Raw genomic sequence first — 20,935 nt, 5'->3', positions numbered from 1 at the left:
AAAAATACCTTGGTAAATATGAACTTGGACCTGAATTCTATTTAACCATTTTTAATGAAGGTGAAAAAATATTTGCTCAAATAACTAACCAAATAAAAGTAGAATTGACGGCCGTTAATGAGAATACATTTGATGTCTTTGATTATGGAATAAGGATTGTATTTAATATGGATGAGAATAAAAATATTTCTCAACTTACAATTTTATCAAATGGGGAAATAAAAGCCAAAAAAATTGAATAACAAGACATCACAATCTATATAGCTCATTAAAACGAGCCATATACTTGCCAATAACATCAATAACCGTTATTTGACAAAAAACACCTTAAAAACAGCCTTTTTTTTGACCATAAATGGGATCTAATTTTATCCCCCTTGCATCTAAACAGCACTTTTGGTTCTTTAAGTGAAGTAGATATGGACAATGTAATGAGTGGTTACCATGTGGGCCATCCCCATGATTTAAAGGCAGACGAACATGGTATGCTAGCCACCGTAGAAGACGTGGGCACTTTCCTAAGGGCATTGAATGATGGATCATTATTTGAACCGGGAGAACAGGAAATATATGCTTCCATTTATAAATTTGAACATTCCGGTTGGGTCCCAGGTTACCAGAGTTTTGCAAAATACCATAAAGATATTGATGCTGTTATTGTTGAATTCTACAACACAACCGACTCCAAACTGTACAATTGGAACTTATCAGAAATCATTAATAATAGAATTTATAAAATTTTAAAGAAACAGAAATAAAATGACAATATTGGTAGTCGGTGCAAGTGGTGCCACAGGAAGACAGTTGGTAAATCAGCTTTTATTACAGGGAAATAAAGTTAAAGTTGTTGTGCGCTCAAAAGAAGGCTTACCTGAATCCTGGTACAACAATGAAAATTTAGGGATGATTACTGCAAGCATCTTAGAATTAAGTGACCATGAAATGAGCGAGTACACCAAAGATTGTAATGCCGTTGCATCCTGCCTAGGACACAATATGACTTTCAAAGGGATGTATGGCCAACCGAGGCAACTTGTACGAGACACCACTGAACGACTTTGTAATGCTATCAACTCCAATCAGCCCCAAAGCCCTATCAAGTTTGTTTTAATGAACAGTTCTGGAAACAGTAATCGCGATTTAGACGAACCCATTTCATTTGCTCAAAAATGTGTTATTGGACTTCTTAGATTATTATTGCCGCCACATGTGGATAACGAGAAAGCAGCCGATTATTTAAGGACACAAATTGCTCAGAAAAATAAGTACATTGAATGGGTTGCCGTTAGACCGGATGGCTTAATAAATGAAGAGGAAGTTACTGCATATGAAGCCTTTCCTTCACCAATAAGAAGTGCCATCTTTGATGCAGGAACCATAAGCCGAATAAATGTAGGGCATTTTATGTCCGAATTGATCAATAACGATACGCTTTGGAATACATGGAAAGGGCAAATGCCCGTAATTTATTCTAAATCTTGAATAACTTAGATTGTAAATAAAAAAACAAGAATGAGTTTAAACATATACTCCTTTATTTTTTCGCTAATGGTCTTGACATCTTGTTCAGATGCGACTAAATTAGATGAGACAGAACCCTGAAAATTAAGTTAATTATTTAATTTCTGATAAAAAAGCTTTTTATAACTTCTACCTATCGGGATTCTCATTATTTCAGTTTCAATCTCACTGTGATTGTATGCCAGAATCTTATCTGAATTCACAATAAATGAACGATGAACCCTAATAAAATTTTTCGATAATCGTTCCTCTGTCTGACTTATACTTTGATGGATTACAAATCGTTTTTCATCTGTATGAATTTTCACGTAATGCCCATAACTTTCAACAACATAAATATCATTCATCATGATTTTAACAACCTTATCGTTCGTTTTACAATACATAAACGCTTCTTGAAAATCATTTTGATTTTCTTCTTTTGCCATGATTTGTGAAGTTTCTTCTAACACACCAAACCATTTGGCCGCCTTATGTACAGATTTAAAAAATCGCTGGAATGTTATTGGTTTCACCAAATAATCAATCGCATCCAAATCGTAACTTTCTAGAGCGTACTCAGAATATGCCGTTGTAAAAATTACCATTGGTTTTGGATTCAACTGCTTCAGATATTCTATACCAGAAATATGTGGCATATTTATATCTAAAAACAGCAAATCAATTTGATTGTTCAGCATGAATTTCTGAGCTTCAATCGCGTTTCTACAGGTTCCAACTATATGTAAAAAATCAATTTTAGAACAATAATCATCAATAATCTCGCGAGCCAATGGTTCGTCATCCACGATTAAACATGATATTTTTTTTAGTTCACTCATTCCTATCAAATATTTTCAATATAGTTAAAAATGAATAGTCTGTTTGGGTTATATCTAGCCGATGATTATCGGGAAATAATATTTCTAATCGCCGTTTTAAATTCTCGATTCCAATTCCTTTTTGCTCATTAATTTTTTCTGTTCCAATACTATTCTCTACCAACAATTTAATCTCTTCTGAATCCGCAAAAAACTGAATAGAAATCCAAGGATTATCACTCCCAAAAGCTTTCACATGTTTAAACGAATTCTCAACCAAAGGAATGAAAAGCAATGGTGGGATATAACCCGAACGTTGGTTATTTACCGTAAAACTTATGTCTACCTCACTCAAACCTCTAGATTTTTCAAAAGCAATGTAATTCGATAAAAATTGTAATTCCTTATCGATATTTATTTTAGACTCATTTGCCTCATAAATTATATACCTCATTATATCAGACAGCTGAACTATACCATCAGAAGTCTGCGCTAAGTTTTTTAGCGACATGGCATACAATCCATTCAAAGCATTGAACAAAAAATGTGGATTTATCTGAGTTCTTAAAAATTTGAGTTCCGCTTGCAATTTTTCGCGTTCAAGCTCCGAGCTTTTTTGCTGCTGTTGCAACCAATATTCAACCACTTTAACACTAAATGGAATGATTACGGAAGTGTTGAGCGTAAGTATCATATTCAACAAATCTGTAAACTTAAACGGGCCGTTTTGCAAATGTTCTTTAAAATAAAACGGATCTACAGTAATATAAGTAACATATTTGGTTACTACTCCAACCACAAACAATAAAACTAAATAACTGATTGTAAACAAAATATATTGAGACTTAGCAAAATATTTCGGCATTAACCAATAAATAACAGGGTAAACCAAAGCGAGTTTAAACGGCAATTCAATTATCTGATTGTAGGATGTTTTAATATAATCATTATCGTAAGTCCCCCACATTAAAGCCCAAAATGCGCACCATAAAAACCAATAAATCACGTGTTGCAACCACTTCGGAATCCCGGTTTTTTGCTTAATTCTATCCGATATTGAATATGTATTTAGCATATTCCACAAGTTTAATACAAAATATCTAAATATGACTATGATTTTCACCAACAACATTTATTGCGCACAAATGACATAAACACAAGCCAATATGTTTTCTATGCAATTAAAATTCCATTTAGGAAACTTATTTTTTTAACTGAATTTTCTGGAGTTCATTTGGGTAAAATTCAAAATGAAAACCCCGATTCTGGTCTCATTCTTTATATTGTTGCATAGTTTTTTATATGCACAACAGAGCATTGTTCCACAAAAAAAGAATTACACCACTTATAGAATAAGTAACCCTCCGAAAATTGATGGAATTCTAGACGACGACGCATGGCACACCAATATGATTGCGACCAATTTCACGCAAACCATTCCGCACAATGGAAGAAAGGCAAGTCAAAAAACGGAAGTGAAAATTTGTTATGACGATGACGCTATTTATGTTGGAGCAATGCTTTTTGATGACAACCCTAGCGGGATTAAACACGATTTAGGGGAACGAGACTCTGAAGATGATGACATAAATTCGGATTTATTTATCATTGAACTGAATCCGCACAACGACAACCAATTGCTTTACGCCTTTAAACTTTCGGCTTCAAATGTGCAAATCGACGAAAAGGTAACCTACTCTAATTGGGACAAAACTTGGGATGCTATTTGGTATAGCAATGTAACTATTTCGGAGAATGGTTGGTCGGCAGAGATAAAAATTCCATTTTCGTCTTTGCGAATTCCAAAAGCAGAAAATCAAGTGTGGGGTATGCATTTGTATCGCTGTATAAAACGAAACGAAGAGTGGGTTTCTTGGAATTATGTTAACCAAAAAGAAGAAAGCACCGTTCACCAAGCAGGGTTGCTTTCGGGAATTTCGGATATAAATCCGCCGCTCAGGCTTTCATTTATGCCTTATGTTTCTTTTTCCGAAACGCATAATGGAAACACAAATAATTGGGATTCAGAATTTAAAGGCGGCATGGATTTAAAATTAGGTTTAAGTAAAAGCCATACTTTGGATATGATATTAGTGCCCGATTTTGGACAAGTTCAATCTGATGATGAAATCTTAAACCTTTCGAGTGTAGAAACTTATTACGACGAAAAACGAGCATTCTTTACCGAAGGATCAGAGCTTTTTGGAAAAGCAAATGTTTTTTATTCAAGGCGAATTGGAACCACTCCAATTAAATACAGTGATGTCTATTCTAATTTGGATGAAAATGAAATTGTCTCAGAAAACCCTGATGAAACTCAAATTATGAATGCAACAAAAATATCGGGGCGAAACAAAAAAGGATTGGCCATTGGTTTTCTAAATGCAATTACGGCAAATACAAATGCAAGCATAAAAGATACAATTAGTGGCGATTCAAGAAAATTCAAAACGCAAGGTTTAACAAATTACAATGTTATGGTCATTGATAAGTCGTTAAAAAACACCAATACAATAAGTTTCATTAATACGAATTATTATGAGACCGACTCTGACATAGTTTCGGATGTTTTTGGAACCGATTTTACTTTCACAAATAAATCTAATTCTCATGCCATTTTCGGAAAAGCTGCAATGAGCTATGTCGATGAGGGTGAAATCTCTTTAGGATACTATTACAATCTATCATTCAATAAGATAAAAGGGAATTTTAGATATGCGCTTACCCATAAAATCATTGACGATGAGTACAATCCAAACTACTTAGGATACTTGGATAATAACAACAAAATTGTGAATAGTTTTGTGTTTGAATATAACATTTATGAGCCCTTCGGGCATATATTGAGCATGTATAACAATATTACTTTTTCTAATAATTATTTATACAATCCAACAAAATTTGCTTCGTTTGAGATTGACGCTCAAAGTACAATTTTATTTAAAAACAACTGGAAAACAAGTCTTTACATTGGAGGAACTCCCGTAAATAAATACGATTATAACGAACCTAGGGTCGAAGGTAAAAAATTCATGGAACCAACTGCTGCCTATACCGGATTCAATATACAAACAGATCAAAGAAGAGCCCTATCCATTTCTGTAGCTGCAGATTATTGGGGAACGTTTGAACAGAATAAAATGGCGTCTAACCTATCTTTAAGTCCTTTATTTAGAATCAACAGCAAAATGAAACTTGAACTAACCTCAGCTGTTACCTTTTTGAAAAATGGCTACACATACGTTGGCAATATAAGTGATTCTGATATTTATTTCGGAAGATATGATGCCAAATATATCACCAACACACTAGAATTCAGCTATCTATTCAACGAATACATTTCGCTTTCTCTACGCTCTCGACACTATTGGGCTCCAATTAATTACAAACAATTTTATCTACTTAACGAGGATGGAACCATGAATAATGATATCCCAAACGATATCGCTTACGATGATATAAATTATAATGTCTTTAATATAGATTTCGTATTTAACTGGCAATTTGCCCCTGGAAGTTATCTCAGTCTAATTTGGAAAAATGGAATTAGTAATTATTCAAACGAGATTGATCAAAATTATTTTGGGAACTTAAACAATACTTGGAAAAGCGACCAAACAAATCAATTGGCCATTAAATTAATTTATTACTTAGACTGGAATAGGCTATTTTAAAGATTTTTTAATGTTAGAATAAATCATTTAATAATAAAAGCTACGGCTCCGTTGTATTTGTAAAATTATGATCTAGAATCCATAGTCAACCAGCAAGCTTTTATAATAATTAATTTGAGAAAAAATAACCTTTAAACATTCGCTTTTATAAATTTAAGGGAGGTAAAAAGGCCTAGTAACACTATAAATTTGACACCCGAAGAAAAACTCTTAACCATCAAGCTATTCCATACCATAATCTGGGTGTTTTTTGCTACAATAATTTTCTATATTCTGTATTGTGGAATAACCAATAATATTAATTTTTACACCCGGACCTGTATTGCTTTGGTTCTAGTTGAAGGATTAACGCTTTTAATCTTCAGAATGTTCTGTCCCCTTACCTTGCTAGCCAGAAAGTATTCAGACTCTACCAAGGACAATTTTGACATTTTCCTCCCAAACTGGCTTGCAAAATATAACAAGTACATATTCACCGCTATTTTTATGGCAGGGCTTTCCATTGTTTTGTATCGTTCTTTCCTGCAATAACAGAAGATGCCTCACTACAAATAAAATGGTCGTTACTTGAGGTAACAATAAACACCGTATTAATAGTTTTAATCACACTACAACAATACTTACTACTTTACTTTTATACCTAAAAGCTCTTTAAATACTGGCTATTTGTGTTTATTTTTCAAGAAAGTACCAGCAAGTTATTTTGATGTGATATTTTTTTATCACATAATTATCATAACTTTTAACATACCATTAATAATCGGAACTTTTGTAAACAATAGTCATCAAAAAATTAAAGTAGAAAATGTTCCATATTTCCATAGACAGATTCGAAAACAAGCCAGAATTCACTTCTGATTGAACAGATTTTGATAATTCCAAAACGGAATTGCATATTCGTGCGGACTCATAAAAACAGAAAGCTCTTAAATACTCCCAATATTATAAACTAAAAAATAACTACTCACAGCAAAAGGAATAGTTCATATCTTTGGATTTCCTTATCTTTAAGCAACTTAAGGCCCCAACCGCCGTATTACACAAACTGCTTCAATGACATAAATAAATTCTAACCAATCCAAAATCCGCCAATGGTAAGTTTGTTCATAATAGGGTACTTATTAATCACGCTTGGAATTGGATTTTGGGCTTCCCGAAAAATAAAAACTTCTGGAGATTTTGCCCTTGCAGGGAAAAGCCTTTCCACGTCGCTTGTTGGCGTCACCCTATTTGCTACATGGTTTGGGAGCAGTCAAATTATGGGAAATCCCGGATATTTCATTGTAGATGGCTTTACTTCATACATCACGCTAACCTTATCAGGTGGGATTTGTTTGTTTATTGTTGGACAGTTCTACGCCCGAAAACTGTACCGAATGAATATTGTTACCATAAATGATTTCTTCGGAAGAAGGTATAACAAAAATCTTGAAGCCGCCTCTTCTCTTTTAATGGTGTTCTCCTACCCCCACTGGATCGCGGCACAATTTGTTGCCTTGGCCTATTTGTTCAATGCGGTCATGGATATCCCATTTAATTATGGAATTTTGATAGGCGCTTCAATAGTTGTGTTTTACACATATATAGGCGGCATGTGGGCCGTAGCCTATACAGACATGGTGCAAAGCATCATGATTCTTTTAGGCCTATTTATACTGCTATTTGAAATATTACACAATACAGGAGGTATTGTACCAATTTTCGAAAACCAGCCAAGCGATTTCTTTAAATTAACTCCGAAAGGAGGCCTAGATGCATGGTCTGAATATATAGCACTTCTGTTGGCATTTATTGCCGGAGCCATTCCTGTTCAAGAAATCTATCAACGCGTGTTTTCTGCTAAAAATGAAAATGCAGCACGTAAGGGCCTCTTCCTAGGAGCCTTTCTAATGGTGGTCATCCCCAGCATTCCACTGATCATTGGTTTAGGAGGTGTTTACTTATATCCCGAATTAATGAACAATGGCAATAGCCAAGACATCATACCTTCCTTGGTAAAAATAATGACAAGTGTTCCAGTACAGGTCCTTTTTTATGGAGCGATGATATCGGCCATTTTAAGTACTTCAAGTGGGGCAATGTTAGCACCGGCAACAGTGATAGGAGAAAACTTGATCAAGCCTTACGTAAAAAAACTTTCAGACAAACAGTTACTGCTATACACCAGACTAAGCGTTGTTTTAGTGGCAGTCATATCTTGCTATTTTGCGTTTGATGATTCCGATATTGTAGGTTTGGTGGCAGCCTCTCTAAGTCTTATTTTGGTCTGTCTTTTTGCGCCTTTTACCTTTGGTTTATTTTGGAAGAAAGCCTCTGTGTCAGGAGCCTGGGCTGCCATAATCATTGGAGGTCTTACATGGTTCTTCTGTTTTATGTATGAAACCAGAATAGACGCTACCATCTACGGAACGGCCATAAGTTGTGTAAGCATGGTAATGGGTAGTTTGCTTTTCCCTGATAAAATTAAGCACAGCGCCATTCAAACTACAATACTAAGGGACAAATAAGTACAAAGTATTTTCATTTCAATTAGTTATATTTATAACACTGTTGTACAACATTTAACCTCACAATGAAAATCGGATTTTTAATTATATTAATATTGGTTAGCAGTAGTTGTAAAGATACGCCTGAAAATAATTCAGATTCAACAAAAACAGACAGGTTTGAATTACTTCCTTACCCAGATAGTGCTGAACAGGAAAAATATTTAAAGTCACAAAATTTGAACTCTTTTCTTGAAAATCCCATTGACTTACAGAAATTCAAGTCCAAGAAAAACAGAAATGTAACAACGAGTGTAAATAACGGATTGAAATATCAATACCATCCTGCAATCAGTGATTCAATATTTTATGGTTACAATTTTATTACTGACAGCATTGGACCAAAAGGAATAAACGAAATTGTAGTTTTTAAATACGGAGAAAACAAACATAGATTCGAAGATGAATCTGAAATTCTAATAGAAATGAGAATTTTCAATGAAGATTCGGATTTAGGAAAAGCAAATCTAATAGGACTTTTAAAAACGGAATTGGAATCTGAATTTGGGAATGACTATCTGACTTTTGACAATGGAATTGCTTACTCGAATAAGAACAAAATTTTGATTTTGCAAATGGACAGTTCTAAAGTCAAATCTTATAGATATATAAAATTAAATACCGAGAAAATCGACATAGAATTAATCGAACAAATAATAAATTAAAAAACGTTGTACAACACCGTGTATAATTCATTGCTTCCGATTTTGCTTCGCCAGTTCGCATTTTGTGCTCGTGCCCTCACGAAAAATCCTCGAAACTTCACTATATTAGTTTCTTAACCCGAAAATCCTAGCGGATTTTCACGCAACCAAACTATACACAAACTGAAGAAATTGTATCAGCTTATCATTAAAAACAGCTTTTTGCTACAACCATGCTAGACCTTTACGGATATCTTAAGACCACTACCAATTACAAAAAGCTTCAAATCCATGATTTGCTATTCATTGAATACAAATGTTTGGTAAATGAAGTAAAAGCTGGCATTTGGTCCCAATCCAATTACTTTGTGTTTGTGACCTCTGGAAAAAAAATGTGGCGGAGCATCTATGAGGATTATGTGGTGGAGGCCGGAGATTCCCTATTTGTAAAAAAAGGCGCCAACTTGGTGCACCAATATTTTGATGAAGACTATTGTGCCTTGATGGTATTCATCCCAGATGAATTTATTAAGAAGTTCATTCAAAGGTTTGCCGCTATTGTTACGAAAAGCGCTTCAAATGAAGAGCATCCTACAGATGCCGTAATCAGGGTCCAGCTAGATACGTATTTGGAAGGCTATATTAATTCCCTAGCTGCTTTTTTGGGCTCCCCCTCCTATCCCGACAAAAACCTACTCCAGCTTAAATTTGAAGAACTGTTGCTCAATATCTTTACCAATCCCATTCACCAAACATTGGCTGAATACCTCCTATCCATCACTAAGGAACAAAGCGCCCAATTGCAACAGGTTATGGAGGAAAACTTTGCCTATTGTTTAAATCTGGAGCAGTATGCCAGTTTGTGCCATATGAGCCTGAGCTCGTTCAAAAGAAATTTTCAGGACATCTACAAAACCTCACCGGGGAAATGGCTTTCCAACAAGCGCCTCGACCTTGCCGCCCACCTCCTAACCACCACCGATAAAGCCGTAAATATCATTGGATTTGAATGTGGATTCGAAGAGCCTTCCAGTTTTATAAGGGCATTTAAACAACGATTTTCGGTAACACCTCTACAATATAGAGATGCTTAAACTAAGTAATAAACAATTGTAAAAGTCCATTTTCACCCTTTTGGACCGAATTGTCAATTTTATGGACTTTTGCGCCTATCCCTAAGGGGCATTCCATCTATACTTTTGTATTGTAACCATTTATTAATCAATAAAATATCAAAGTATGGAAACTCTAGCAAAAACAGTAAACGGATTTAATCAGGAAGATATCGTCGCGGTAGTAACAGCGCTTCAAACCACCCCTGAAATTGGAAATTTTCAACTTCGTGCCACCAACGAATGGATAGACGGAGGACACAACAGAAGTTACATTCAGGGCTTTTACGGAGCCTGTCAAGAAGACACCAGTAGAACGGAACCTTTTATTTATGACAATGATGAACCTCCGGTACTTCTTGGACACAACAAAGGTGCCAACCCAGGAGAAGTTTTGCTTCACGGATTATTGGGATGTATGACCACTGCCATGGTATTATTGGCCGCCGCAAGGGGCATTGAAATTGAAAGCGTATCCTCTAAAATTGAAGGCGACATAGACATTAAAGGATTCCTAGGCTTAAATGCCACAGGGCCAAAAGGGTTCAAACAAATTAGGGTAACTTTTGATATCAAAGGTTCAGACGAGGCTCAAAAACAGGAATTGATAACCTTGGCAAAGCAGTCGCCAATCTTCAACTCCCTTGTCAACCCCATGGATGTTCAAGTTGGATTGCAAAATTGATCTTACCCAAAAAGAGGTCTTTGGTATTTCCGCCAAAGACCTCTTTTTAATTTTGCCCATTTTATTTCCTAAATTAGAACCATAACAACGGACCTTAAAGAATCAAAAAACTAAAACCATGACAAACTACATAGATGCCTTCGTCTTTCCAATTCCTCAAGCTTATTTGGAGGAATATAAAAAGGTCGCGGAAAAAGTAGCTGACATTTGGAAAGAATACGGAGCAATTGCCTACTTCGAATTTATTGGTGACGAGTTACATATGGAAGGAACCCAATCCTTTATTGAAACCGTAAATGCCAAAGAAGACGAGAAAGTTATCTTTGGTTGGACGGTATTCCCTTCAAAAGAAGTGCGTGATTTGGCCAACCAAAAAGTGCCAACCGACCCAAGAATAAAAGAACTGGTAGACCCCTTGACTAATCCTGAAAAATTGATTTTTGATGCCAGCAGAATGGCCTATGGAGGATTTAAACCTTTTGTTGAATCAAAATAGTTACGTTAGAATATAAGAAACAATAGATACGCTGTAATAATTAAAAATACTACTATATATCATAACATTCCTTTTTCAAGCTCTTCCCCCTCCTCCAAGTAAAAGCAAACTCGCAGCAGAAAAATTACTAGCAAATACTAAAGTTGGTTCCATTTACCTATCTTTAATACAACCAACACTTCAACATCAATCCAGCCATCAAGCCCATAACCAATAAAAAAATTAACCGTTTCCAACCAACCACCAACCCATGATAAAATTCTTTAGGAAAACACGCTACAATATTATGCTGCAAAATAACACCACTAAATACTTGAAATACGCCATAGGAGAAATCATTCTTGTGGTCATTGGAATTTTAATTGCCCTAAGTATCAACAACTGGAACCAAAACAGGATTGAACGCAAAAAGGAAAAACAGATTATCAATGAACTCATTGTGGACCTCGAGGATCAGTCAAAAGTACTGACCAACTATATAGAAGTAGAATCAAGCTTTTATCAAAATGGCAGGGATCTTTTAAAGTACTTTTCAGTAAATCAAACATTTTATGGTGCCGACAGTATTTATGGGAAACTGAATTCATTGGTATCAAGGCAAACCTTTAACCCCATAAATACCACCTTTCAGGAACTCATCTCAACTGGAACCATTGGAATCTTACAAGACGAGACCACCAAAAGAAAAATCATACAATATTACAACGAGCTGAAAAGAATTTCATTGGTAATTGGAAATAACAACATTCATATTGTAGATGCTATTTACCAACAGGAACTGTTGAAACAAACCACGTTTATTTTAGATGAAGACGATAGCGATCTAAAAACAATAAACAATGCTATTTTCAATGAAAAATCACTGGGCCGCATACGGCAAATATCAAAGAATGAACTTTCTATAGACAGAAATACGTTACACCTCTTCAATTTGTTGGAACAACGAACCGTTGTTGCCATGTCGCATATGGAACTATACAAAACAGTCCAGAAAAATACAGAGCAATTGCTTTCAGACATAAAAACACCAATGGATTAGCAAAGAATTAATAACATGAAGGGCTGCTTAAACAATTTTAAAAGTTAATGATTCCGATCGCAAATCCAGCTCCCATTTCCTTAGGTAAGATTAGGGTTAAAAACCAAACTTGATTTTCGGTAATAAAAAGCAACATGCAAAAAGAGAAAAGACTCCTTTCAAGATGCACAATCAACAAACATACTGAATACCTGAAAGTTGATTTTCTTTAACTATCTTTAATCTTAACAAACCATTGTATCTCTCCGATATAAAACGCAATGTTTAGAACCATCGCTTCAATAATATGTATGTTAAGTAGTTTTGTCTTGGAAAGCCAAGTAAACCTCGATTCGCTATACACAATTTGGAAGGACCACACCCTTCAGGATTCTATTAGAACCAAAGCATATTCAGATTATATCTGGGATGGCTACCTCTTTTCCCAACCCGATTCGGCATTTATTCTTGCGGAAAAATTGGTAGCCTTTGGACAAACCGCCAAGTATCCAAGAGCGGAATTTGCGGGCTATACCATTCAAGGAGTATCATGGGTAAACAGAAGTGAGTATCAAAAAACGCTTCAATATTACCTCAAAGCCTTAGAAATAGCGAAACAAATGGGGCATCCAGCAGCCCTTTCCATTGCCTATAATAATGTGGGTAGTGTGTATCATGACAAGGGCGAATATACCAAAGCTCTGGACCATTACATCAAAAGCCTTAAGTTCAAGGAACCTAAGCAAATGGGCACGACGCTCAATAATATAGGGACCATCTACCTAAACCAAGGAAATTATACCAAAGCTTTGGAATATACCTTGCAAAGTTTGGAAATCAATCAGCAAAAGGGAGACCAAGGAGCAGAAGCCCTCTCCCTATCTAAAATTGGCGACATTTATAGACATCAAGAGGATTACAACAATGCCTTCGACTATTACTCCCAAAGCCTTCACATTTTTGAACAAATTGATCATCAAAAAGGAATTGCCGAAACCTATGGCAATATTGCACAACTGTACTACCTTCAAAACAAATATCCCAAGGCACTGGACAATTACAAAAAAGGCCTGACCTATTACGAACAGCTTGGAGACAAAAATGGCATTGCGGTTTCTGTAAATAACATTGGGGATATTTACCTAAGGCAAAAAAACTATCCAAAAGCACTCAAGCATTGCCAAAGAGGCTATGACATTGCCATAAGTATTAACTCCCTGCCTAGAAAAAGAGCCAGTTGCCATTGTTTATATGATATTTACAAAGCACTAGGCAATGACGACCAAGCCCTCTATTACCTAGAACTATTCCATACAGCTCAAGATAGCCTCAAATTTCAAGAAACGGGAAAAAAACTACAGCAAATGGAGTTTCAAGCCGAAGCTCGTTCTTTACAGGAAGCACATAACGAGGATATTCGCCACGAAGAAAACACAAGAAACATCAGCTTAATAGTTGGAGCCTTTTTCTTGTTATTGGCTGGAAGTTTTTATATGAGGTGGCGTTACGTTAGAAAATCCAAAGCATCATTACAAATTGAAAAGGAACGGTCGGACAATCTGCTTCTGAACATCCTCCCCAAAGAGGTGGCCCAAGAACTCAAGGAATTGGGAAAATCTGAACCTAGAAAGTTTGAGAGTGTCACGATACTATTCTCCGATTTCCAGGACTTCACAAAACTCACCGCCTCCATTCCTGCCACAAAACTCGTGGTTGAACTACACGACATCTTTGGGGCATTTGATGATATCATGGATGAATTTGGCATTGAAAAAATAGAAACTATAGGCGACGCCTATTTGGCCGCAAGTGGTTTACCTCAAGGAAATCCGAATCATGCTATAAATTGTGTGAGAGCGGCATTCCGCATGGTAGAGTTTCTTGAACAACGCAATAAAAACAGTGACATTCAATGGAACATGCGCATAGGGATCCATTCAGGACCCGTCATTGCAGGCGTTGTTGGAAAAAAGAAATTTGCCTACGACCTCTTTGGTGATTCGGTAAATACGGCCAGCCGAATTGAAACTAATGGGCAGGTTAGCAAAGTAAATATTAGTCAAGCAACCTACGACTTATTGAAAAACGAACAAGACCTTGTCTTTGAACCAAGAGGTAAGATTGAAGCAAAGGGCAAAGGTGAAATCGAGATGTATTTTGTCTCAAAAAAATGAATGATTTTGAAAGATCACCTGAAAACAACGTCCTCATTTCAATTTCCAAACATTTAGATTATGAGATTCAAAATCATTGGCTTTACTTTTAAAAAACTTTTACTTCTAATATTTTTAGCACTTTGTTCTTTAAAAAATCACTCTTATTCACAGACAACAAATTGCTTTAGTGAAGAACAGATTAAAATAATCAAAACTGGAATTGATCATTTTGAATCTAAACTTCAGGACAGATATCCCGATATGAACATTGAAATGGCATACTTCAAGTATGTAGATGATTTAAGCACCAAAAAAATCACCTCTAATTTCTTCCTTGACAGTATTTCAAGGACAATTAACGATCAAATCAGAAAATTAAAAGTATGGAACACAAGTATTCGTTCAGATGAAAATATGAATAGAGAAGCCAAACTCCTCCATGTTGAAGAAATGAATGAATACAATGTTAAATTAGATAAAAACATTTCTGATTGCTTAACCAAGCAAACTGATTGTGAGGGAATAGAAAATCTTCTTGTTGCAAATTCTAAATTAAGATTGAGTCCTAATACAATAAGAGACTTTATTTACGCAGGAGCAAGTGAATCTGATTTTAAAGAAGAAATAAACAAAATGGCACTTGTCCTCTGTGTTTATTACCAAATAGCGTTTAACATTCAAAAATAATATTGCCCATTCAATATTGATAACTTCTTATTTATACCTTAGAAAATCAATAGCTACCACAAGAACCGTCTTCTTTCTCTATTTTAAAAAACACCTACTAAAAAGTCTTTCCACATAAAACTCAAGAAGCTAATATAGATGGTGCACCCTATCAACACCTCCATCAACCATCATGACTACTCTGGGAATTTTACCTTAAATTTGAAGTAAGCCAGAAATAACAACAGAAATGGAACTAAGCGAAATAGAAAAAGTTGAACTTTTGTACCTTCAAATGGACGATTACTTGGAGATTAAGGATGTTATGCAGTCTGCATACACCTCCATGCCCGATGTGTATTGGAAAGAAAAACACATCGAAGCCTTACTGAAAAAATTCCCAGAAGGACAAGTTGTTATAAAGGTAAACGGGCAGATTGCTGGGTGCGCATTATCCATTATCGTGGATTATAATAGTCATGACGACAACCATTCTTACAAGCAAATAACAGCAAATTACACCTTCGATTCACATACGTATGATGGTGATCTGCTATACGGAATAGACGTATTCATCAAACCTGAATATAGAGGACTGAGACTAGGAAGAAGGCTTTATGATTATAGGAAAGAGCTATGTGAAAAATTAAACCTAAAAGGAATAGCCTTTGGGGGAAGAATTCCAAACTATCACAAGTATTCCAAGGAACTTACCCCAAAAGAATACATCGAAAAAGTAAGAAGAAAAGAAATCCACGACCCTGTACTAAACTTTCAAATTTCTAACGATTTTCACCCTGCTAGGATTTTAAAAGGATACCTTGAGGGAGACCAGGCATCCATGGAGTTTGCCGTGCTTCTTGAATGGGACAACATTTATTATGAAAAGCCTACCAAAAAGGCGGAAGTCAAAAAAACTGTGGTCCGACTGGGATTAATCCAATGGCAAATGAGGCCTTACAAGGATATTGATTCGTTGCTTCAACAGGTCGAATATTTTGTGGATGCTGTCTCTGGGTACAGATCGGATTTTGCCTTGTTTCCAGAATTTTTCAATGCCCCTTTAATGGCGCAATACAATCACTTAACCGAGCCTGAGGCCATCCGGGAATTGGCGAAATACACAGATGACATTGTTCAGAAATTCTCAAATCTATCCATAACATACAACATCAATATCATTGCGGGAAGTATGCCAGAAATGAGAGATGGCACGCTCTACAATGTAGGCTATCTCTGTAAAAGAGACGGTACTATAGAGCCCTACGAAAAAATCCACGTCACCCCAGACGAGGCAAAAGTATGGGGAATGCAAGGAGGAAATGAAGTAAAGGTATTTGATACCGATTGTGGTAAAATTGGAATTTTGATATGCTATGATTCCGAGTTTCCCGAACTAAGCAGACTTCTTGCCGATGATGGTATGGACATATTGTTTGTGCCATTTTTAACCGATACTCAAAATGGGTATTCTAGGGTAAGACACTGCGCACAAGCAAGGGCAATTGAAAATGAATGTTATGTAGCCATCGCGGGAAGTGTCGGGAATTTGCCCAATGTGCACAATATGGATATTCAGTTTGCCCAGTCCATGGTGTTTACGCCCTGTGATTTTTCATTTCCCACCAATGGCATAAAAGCCGAGGCAACCCCAAACACCGAAATGATTTTGATTGCCGATGTTGATATTGATTTGCTTAGAGAATTAAATGAATTTGGTAGCGTAAGAAACCTTAAAGACAGAAGAAAGGACGTGTTTGAATTAAAAAGAAAAAAGTAACCTAGAACTTTATAGTACATCATTGTTGATTTATGGAATAAGGCAATAGTGTTAACCAGCTGCAACGCTTATTTAGAAATCATGAACCTAAATCAGATAACAGTTCCCTCGTTGGATTTGACAAAATCAATACCGTTTTATGAAAAACTAGGACTTAAATTGATTGTAAAATCCTTACCCCATTATGCAAGATTTGAATGCCCCAATGGCACCTCAACCTTTTCAATTCATCAAACGGAAAAGTTACCTACCGGCGATGGAATTTACGTGTACTTTGAATGCGAAAACCTTGATGCACAAGTTGAAAAAATAAAAAGAAAAGGCATTCAATTTGATCAAGAACCAACAGATCAAAGTTGGTTGTGGAGAGAAGCTAGACTGAAAGATGTGGATGGAAACCAATTGATATTGTTTTATGCCGGAGAAAACCGATTGCACCCACCTTGGCGAATTGAAAACAATATATAAACGTTACCCTTAATTGCTCCTGAAAAACAATAACCATCTGAAAAAAAATTCTAAATTAGAAAATATTAAAATTATAATTTTACTACAATGGAAACAAAAAAAAAATGGTACAACAGATATATATTAGGTTATTTATTGATTTTTTTTCCTCCACTTGGACTTTATGGGGTTTATAAAAGTGAAACTGTCCCACTAAAATGGAAAAAGGCAACTTACGCAGCTTTTGCGTTGGCAATGATTGGTCTTATAATAATGTATTCAATTTAACTTCAAGTTTTCAAATTATAATTATTGTCTGCAAACATTTACTGACAAAAAAACTAAAAAAGGCATCAAACCGATTTGAAGAATTGAAAAAGTAACGCTTGAGAAATCACATCGGAATTTTATCTAGATCGAATTCCTAATTAACAGATTGAATGTTAAATTAAGGGAAAACGTGTCGCAAAAAAGGGTAACAACGTATATAAAAAATTGCTAATTTAGTTCCAAACCGATAAAGGTTGCTTGTTTTGCTAGGTTCATATACAAACCGATATTTTCTTGGTTCCTGATGCATTAGAATCTACTTTGAAATGCAAGAACTAATCATTAACCAAAATTCAAGTATATTTAATCCGAAAATTGACAGTTATAAAAACCCAAGATCATAGATAATAAATACAGCCCATTTTGAATTTATCCGATTATGTAAAAAGAAGAAATGGGGTTCCCATAGGTGCTAGTAATTCCCTACGCAATATGCTCAGTCGTTCGTTGGGAGCTGGAACGTTTTCACGATTTTGGCATTATTGGAATCCTATTTGGAGGTATTATCTGGGCAAATATATTTTCAAACCTCTCAAATCTATTGCCCCGTCATCCTTGTCATTACTCATTACTTTTGTAGTCTGCGGCTTTATTCACGATTTAGCCATTATGTTGTTAAAATGGAAGTTTACCCTCCTCCTAACCCCTTGGTTTCTATTCATGGGACTCTCTTTGATTTTAAGTGATTATTTAAAAATTAACTATTCAAAATTTCCTTGGGCTGTACGTGCAGCAATCAACCTAACAATCATTTCAGGCTGTTTATTAGTAGCCTATCAATTAAGAATTGGAAAATAACCACTTAAATTCCAACACATACACGTCGCATAGACTCTTAAAATTCCACTAAACACTTACTATTCTCTGAAAACTTCCGCATCTTTGCCACAAATTAGGCATTGTGAATTTTAAAGACAAAGAACTCATTATCTTCGACTTTGATGGCACGCTCATCAATAGCATTCCAGATCTCACCTTGGCAATCAATAAAATGTTATCACACTACAATTTATTGCCATTAACCATCGAACAGGTAACGCCTTTTGTAGGCAATGGCGCCAAACCCTTAGTACGTAGATCTCTGGAACTTTCCATGCAAAACAACAGTATTTCGGAGGGGCTTATGAAAGAAGCTTTTGATATTTATTTTTCAGCTTACAAACAGGACACTTGTGTCGATACCTTTATGTATCCAGGAGTCCTAGACACCTTAAACTATCTAGATAAAACTGGTTACCAAATGGTAATCTGCACCAATAAACCGTTGGATTTTATCGAACCTATTTTGGATAAATTAGAAATCAAACAATTCTTCAAATATTGGATTGGAGAAAATTCATTGCCTCTTAAAAAACCAAATGCGGCTCCCCTACTTCATTTGGTCGACACCATGAATACAACTATAGAAAAGTCCATTATGGTGGGAGACTCCAAAAACGATATTCTTGCGGCACAAAATGCCAATATGGAAAATATCGGTCTAAGTTATGGGTACAACTACAACGAAAATATTGCAGATTACAACCCTACCCTTGTAGTGGATCAATTCTCTGAGCTCCAAAAACTGTTTTAGCATGAGCAAAATTTACAATGTTGGTATTATTGGAGGAGGCATTTCTGGAGTGGTTACTGCGTTGGAATTGGCAAATTATGGCGTAGATAGCATTTTGTTTGAACAGCAGAGCAGTGTGGTTAACGGCCCTCCGTTTTGCCATTTGCATGCGGGTGGAAATCTGTATCCGGAGATTTCCGACGAGCAGTGCAAAATACTCATGAAACAGTCGATAGAGATGGCACGTTTGTTTCCGCAATCTATTGACGAAAGACCAACATTTATAAGCATTCCCAAGTCAGAAAAACAAGATATTGGCAACATTTTGGAACGCCTTGATATGTTGGTGACCTATTACCAAACATTAATAAAAGAAGACCCTGAAAATGAAATCCTAGGAGTTCCAAAAGACTACTACAAACTTTATAATGAAGAAGATTTAAAGGCATTATCCAAACAACCAACCATAGAACGTCCAAGTTCTCCTGACGAATGGATGTGCAATGCCATTAAAATAATTGATTACAAAAAATTAAAAACACCCGTAGTCTTGGTCCAGGAATATGGCTGGAACCTTTTCAGGTTGGCAGCTCAAGCGCAATTAGCCTTAAATAAATCTAATAAGTGTAGCCTAAAAACAAATACCTCTGTTACCAAGATTAAAGATGTTAGAAATGAAAAGTTGGATTATAACTGGGAGATTTATACGCACGACGGAGTTTACAAAGTCAAATATTTAGTCAATTCTAGCGGTTTTAATACTGGAAAATTTGATGAGTCCTTACGCATAAACACGAAACGTCTTATTGAATTTAAAGCTGCTTATGTTTCAAAATGGCAGCCCATCTCTGGTTTAATTCCTGAACTCATCTTTCATGGGGAACGCGGCACTCCAAATGGGATGGCCCAACTTACTCCCTATTGTGATGATTATTATCAAATTCACGGGATGACCAAGGACATTACATTGTTCGAAAATGGATTGGTACAATCAAAAGATAATGGAGCCCAGCCTGAATTTAACGATGACATTAAGGAAAAATTAAAGAACGGTTGGGAAGACAATGAAATTAAAAACAGAACAAAAAAAGCAATTGATTTTGTTGCCAAATTTGTACCTTCTTTTGATTCTGCCTCTCTTGGTGGACCGCCTTTGTACGGAGCTCAGCAAATTTCTGGGGACGATCCAAGCTTAAGGGTTGGTGAGGTTAGTTTTCCTAGCAAATCCTATGCGCGAAGCGAAATCATCAAAGCCTCTTCTGCCCTAACGGTTGCTAATCAAATCATCCATAAAATTCAAGAGGAAGAAATAATTCCTCCCATCCAAACCAAATTAGAGCAAAACGCCTTATTGGATAGTATCTCTAAAGATGAAATTAATGACTTCGCTAGCGAATTGGCCATTCAACGTGGATACCCAGAGGCACTGTCAAGATTGCTTATTGAAAAAAAATAGTCGCAATACACTCACTATTCACGGCTTACCCATAATTACACAGAGTGTCATA

At 35.8% G+C, this 20,935-nt stretch carries 18 protein-coding genes and 2 pseudogenes; 18 read left to right on the top strand and 2 right to left on the bottom strand.

Translation table 11 applies throughout. The features are described from left to right. From ZA06_RS17040 to ZA06_RS16340, 3 genes and pseudogenes are all read left to right on the top strand, one after another. Nucleotides 1–242 (top strand): annotated as a pseudogene (locus tag ZA06_RS17040) (hypothetical protein); the annotation flags it as partial. A 123-nt stretch (nucleotides 243–365) separates the two neighbouring features. Next, nucleotides 366–758, top strand: a pseudogene (locus tag ZA06_RS16345) (serine hydrolase); the annotation flags it as partial. 1 nt (nucleotide 759) lies between these two features. Beyond that, nucleotides 760–1,482 (top strand): NAD(P)-dependent oxidoreductase, encoded by a 723-nt coding sequence (locus ZA06_RS16340; RefSeq protein ID WP_053978570.1) that lies wholly within the window; start codon nucleotides 760–762, stop codon nucleotides 1,480–1,482. A 128-nt stretch (nucleotides 1,483–1,610) separates the two neighbouring features. Here the strand turns inward: ZA06_RS16340 and ZA06_RS16335 are convergent, their stop codons facing one another. Together ZA06_RS16335 and ZA06_RS16330 are read right to left on the bottom strand one after the other, a co-directional pair. Further along, nucleotides 1,611–2,342: a LytR/AlgR family response regulator transcription factor gene (locus ZA06_RS16335; RefSeq protein WP_053978569.1), complete on the bottom strand. Its 732-nt coding sequence runs from the start codon at nucleotides 2,340–2,342 to the stop codon at nucleotides 1,611–1,613. Next, nucleotides 2,335–3,396, bottom strand: a complete 1,062-nt coding sequence (locus ZA06_RS16330; RefSeq protein WP_168155241.1) for a sensor histidine kinase — start codon at nucleotides 3,394–3,396, stop codon at nucleotides 2,335–2,337. The genes ZA06_RS16335 and ZA06_RS16330 overlap by 8 nt, the downstream gene beginning before the upstream one ends. A gap of 175 nt (nucleotides 3,397–3,571) precedes the next feature. Here ZA06_RS16330 and ZA06_RS16325 point away from each other — a divergent pair, with 175 nt between their 5' ends. The 15 genes from ZA06_RS16325 to ZA06_RS16250 all read left to right on the top strand — a co-directional run bounded on the left by ZA06_RS16325 (nucleotide 3,572) and on the right by ZA06_RS16250 (nucleotide 20,883). Next, nucleotides 3,572–5,995 (top strand): DUF5916 domain-containing protein, encoded by a 2,424-nt coding sequence (locus tag ZA06_RS16325; protein ID WP_053978567.1) that lies wholly within the window; start codon nucleotides 3,572–3,574, stop codon nucleotides 5,993–5,995. Nucleotides 5,996–7,086: 1,091 nt separating this feature from the next. Next, nucleotides 7,087–8,502 carry a sodium:solute symporter family protein gene (locus ZA06_RS16315; RefSeq protein ID WP_053978565.1) on the top strand — a complete coding sequence of 472 codons (1,416 nt, stop codon included), beginning with the start codon at nucleotides 7,087–7,089 and terminating at the stop codon, nucleotides 8,500–8,502. Nucleotides 8,503–8,567: 65 nt separating this feature from the next. Continuing rightward, entirely contained in the window at nucleotides 8,568–9,206 is a 639-nt protein-coding gene (locus ZA06_RS16310; RefSeq protein WP_053978564.1) for a hypothetical protein, read from the top strand. A gap of 212 nt (nucleotides 9,207–9,418) precedes the next feature. Beyond that, nucleotides 9,419–10,279 carry a helix-turn-helix domain-containing protein gene (locus ZA06_RS16305; RefSeq protein ID WP_053978563.1) on the top strand — a complete coding sequence of 287 codons (861 nt, stop codon included), beginning with the start codon at nucleotides 9,419–9,421 and terminating at the stop codon, nucleotides 10,277–10,279. Nucleotides 10,280–10,424: 145 nt separating this feature from the next. Beyond that, entirely contained in the window at nucleotides 10,425–10,982 is a 558-nt protein-coding gene (locus ZA06_RS16300; protein WP_053978562.1) for an OsmC family protein, read from the top strand. Nucleotides 10,983–11,100: 118 nt separating this feature from the next. Then, nucleotides 11,101–11,478 (top strand): DUF1428 domain-containing protein, encoded by a 378-nt coding sequence (locus ZA06_RS16295; RefSeq protein ID WP_053978561.1) that lies wholly within the window; start codon nucleotides 11,101–11,103, stop codon nucleotides 11,476–11,478. Between the two features lie 250 nt (nucleotides 11,479–11,728). Beyond that, on the top strand, nucleotides 11,729–12,517 hold the full coding sequence (locus tag ZA06_RS16290; RefSeq protein ID WP_157503309.1) for a DUF6090 family protein: 789 nt from the start codon (nucleotides 11,729–11,731) through the stop codon (nucleotides 12,515–12,517). A 290-nt stretch (nucleotides 12,518–12,807) separates the two neighbouring features. Further along, nucleotides 12,808–14,670, top strand: a complete 1,863-nt coding sequence (locus ZA06_RS16285) for an adenylate/guanylate cyclase domain-containing protein (protein ID WP_053978559.1) — start codon at nucleotides 12,808–12,810, stop codon at nucleotides 14,668–14,670. Between the two features lie 60 nt (nucleotides 14,671–14,730). Continuing rightward, complete coding sequence (locus ZA06_RS16280; RefSeq protein ID WP_053978558.1) at nucleotides 14,731–15,339, top strand: hypothetical protein; 609 nt, start codon at nucleotides 14,731–14,733, stop codon at nucleotides 15,337–15,339. 229 nt (nucleotides 15,340–15,568) lie between these two features. Next, on the top strand, nucleotides 15,569–17,098 hold the full coding sequence (locus ZA06_RS16275; protein WP_053978557.1) for a carbon-nitrogen hydrolase family protein: 1,530 nt from the start codon (nucleotides 15,569–15,571) through the stop codon (nucleotides 17,096–17,098). An 81-nt stretch (nucleotides 17,099–17,179) separates the two neighbouring features. Next, the gene (locus tag ZA06_RS16270; RefSeq protein ID WP_053978556.1) at nucleotides 17,180–17,566 is read left to right on the top strand and encodes a VOC family protein; all 387 of its coding nucleotides are present in this window, start codon (nucleotides 17,180–17,182) and stop codon (nucleotides 17,564–17,566) included. 87 nt (nucleotides 17,567–17,653) lie between these two features. After that, the gene (locus ZA06_RS17110; RefSeq protein ID WP_053978555.1) at nucleotides 17,654–17,833 is read left to right on the top strand and encodes a hypothetical protein; all 180 of its coding nucleotides are present in this window, start codon (nucleotides 17,654–17,656) and stop codon (nucleotides 17,831–17,833) included. Between the two features lie 405 nt (nucleotides 17,834–18,238). Next, on the top strand, nucleotides 18,239–18,673 hold the full coding sequence (locus ZA06_RS16260; protein ID WP_205625724.1) for an MBOAT family O-acyltransferase: 435 nt from the start codon (nucleotides 18,239–18,241) through the stop codon (nucleotides 18,671–18,673). A gap of 103 nt (nucleotides 18,674–18,776) precedes the next feature. Beyond that, nucleotides 18,777–19,448, top strand: coding sequence for a phosphoglycolate phosphatase (locus ZA06_RS16255; protein ID WP_053978553.1), 672 nt, complete (start codon nucleotides 18,777–18,779; stop codon nucleotides 19,446–19,448). Nucleotide 19,449: 1 nt separating this feature from the next. Further along, a complete protein-coding gene (locus ZA06_RS16250; protein WP_053978552.1) occupies nucleotides 19,450–20,883 on the top strand; it encodes an FAD-dependent oxidoreductase in 1,434 nt (477 codons plus the stop codon). Nucleotides 20,884–20,935 lie beyond the last annotated feature (52 nt).

The sequence above is a fragment of the Mangrovimonas xylaniphaga genome, from assembly GCF_001280435.1.
GTDB lineage: Bacteria > Bacteroidota > Bacteroidia > Flavobacteriales > Flavobacteriaceae > Mangrovimonas_A > Mangrovimonas_A xylaniphaga.
This window is presented reverse-complemented; position numbering and strand designations above follow the sequence as displayed.